This is a genomic window from Streptomyces sp. NH27, from assembly GCF_056859195.1.
Map to the genome: position 1 here is coordinate 1 of NZ_JACEGK010000812.1, position 2,167 is coordinate 2,167.

The window sequence follows — 2,167 nt, forward strand, 5'->3', positions numbered from 1 at the left end:
GGCCCGGAAGGTGCCCGGCGGGTACAGCCGCAGCGGCCCCCAGTGCCGCCGCCGGTCGCCGCCACCCGCCGGCGGCGGGCCGGCCCCGTCGGGCGCCGCGTACCGCCGGCCGCAGCCCGAGACGTCCACGCCGAGCAGCCGGTCGCCGTCCTCGGCGCTCGCGGCCCAGTCCAGGGCCGGCTTGCCGCCGAAGGAGTGGCCCAGCAGGAAGACGCCGGCACCCGCGGGGCGGCGGCGCGCGTAGCCGGCCACGGCGGCACGCAGCACCGTGGTCTGCTCCTCCACCCCCATCCCCGCCGGCAGCGCCTCGGCTGACCTGCCGTAGCCGGGCCGGTCCACGGCGAGCACCGTGTAGCCCAGACGTGCCCCGAGCCGCAGCAGGGACAGGCCGGGCCACGCCGGCGCGTCGAAGTACCTCGCGGTCATGCCGCCGCCGTGCAACGCCACGACCAGCGCCCTGGGGGCGGCGCCGCCGGCCGGCTCGCTCAGCAGCGCGGACAGGGCGAACCCGGCGCCGTCCAGCAGCACCTCGCGGACCTCCCCGGCGGGCGGCACCTCGACGGCCGCGTCCACTACGCGGCTCGCCCGTCGCCGAACCACCGGCCGAGGGCGTCGGCGAGCCCGTCGGGCGAGCCCTCGCCGGTCCACGCCACATGGCCGTCCGGGCGGACGAGCACCGCCGCCAGGCCGGCCAGCGGGTCGGTGCTGCCCTCGACCGGCTTGGCGGCGGCCGTCACCACGTCGACGCGGTCGGACCAGGGGCCGGCGGCGGCACGCAGCGCGGCGCTGTCGGCCAGGTCGAACAGGACGCCCCGCCCGGTGTGCAGCGGGTGGAAGGTGTCGCTCTCGCCGTCGGCCCCGCTGATCGGCCGCTTGGGGAGCCGCCGCCCGAGCAGGGAGTGCGCCCCGGCGTCCGCCTCCGCTCCGGCGTCCGCCTCCGCTCCGGCGTCCGCCTCCGCCTCGGGGCCGCCGAGGTCGTAGCGGATGTCGAGATGGCTGACGATGCCCGCGAGGCGCCGCTTGACCACGTCGTGCTCGATGAGTTCGGCGAACAGCGCGCGCAGCGAATCCGACTGCTCGCCGCCGAGGAACACGATCCCCTGCGCGTGCGTGTTCATCATCAGCCGCTGCCCGACCGCGTGCCGCTCGGAGTGGTACGTGTCGAGCAGGCCCGCCGGTGCGATACCGCGCACCGTGGCGGCGAGCTTCCAGCCCAGGTTGGCCGCGTCCTGCACGCCGGTGCTCAACCCCTGGCCGCCGGCCGGGAGATGGACGTGCGCGGCGTCGCCGGCCAGCAGCACCCGGCCGCGCCGGTACTCCCCGACCAGCCGGCTGGCGTCGCTGAAGGAGCTGACCCACTCGGCGTCGCCGCCGCTGATGTCCTCGCCGGTGATGTGCTGCCAGGCCGCCGCTACCTCGGCGAAGGTGATATCGTCGTTCCGCTCGCGGGCCGGGGTGCCGTGCGGGCAGACGATGATCCGGTCGACGCCCTCCTTCAGCGGCGCGGCCATCACCATGCCGTGCGGGAGGCGTTCGCCCAGGAACCGGGGCTTGAGCCCGCAGCCCACGACGTCGGCCAGGTACATGGCGCGGGTGGCGGGCAGCCCGGGGAAGTCGAAGCCGGCCGCCTTGCGGACGCGGCTCTGCCCCCCGTCGCAGCCCACGAGGTAGGAGGCGCGCAACCGCCGGGTGCCCTCGGGTGTCGCCACGACGGCCTCGACGAAGTCGCCGTCGAGGAAGCCCCCGGCCAGCTCGACCACCTCCCAGCCGCGCCGGATGTCCGCGCCGAGCTTGCGGGCCCACTCCTCCAGTACGGCCTCGGTCTCGTTCTGCGGTATGCCGCGGGCCCCGAAGTGGGCGTCCTCCAGGGCGGTGTAGTCGAACTGCAGCCCGCCGAAGTGGCCCAGCGGGCTGGTCGCCAGCGTCTCGCCCTGCCCGAATCCCGGCAGCAGCCCGCGCTGGTCGAACACCTCCATGGCGCGGGCGGTGAAGCCCAGTCCCCGCGACTGGCCGGTCGGCCGGGCCAGCTTCTCGATGACGATGACGCGGGCGCCGCCCAGCAGCAGTTCGCCCGCGAGCATCAGCCCCGTCGGTCCGGCGCCGACCACGACGACATCGGTGTCCACCACGGAACGTGCCATGGCTGTCCTCCCTCTTCTCGCTCTGG

2 protein-coding genes are annotated in these 2,167 nt (G+C 76.0%); both read right to left on the reverse strand.

Features of this window, described 5'->3' with window-relative positions; genetic code table 11:
- On the reverse strand, window positions 1-573 hold a 573-nt coding region (locus AC13HU_RS36090; RefSeq protein WP_483046221.1), incomplete at its 3' end, for an alpha/beta hydrolase.
- Window positions 573-2,141: an FAD-dependent monooxygenase gene (locus AC13HU_RS36095; protein WP_483046222.1), complete on the reverse strand. Its 1,569-nt coding sequence runs from the start codon at window positions 2,139-2,141 to the stop codon at window positions 573-575. The genes AC13HU_RS36090 and AC13HU_RS36095, both read right to left, overlap by 1 nt.
- Between the last annotated feature and the right edge of the window lie 26 nt (window positions 2,142-2,167).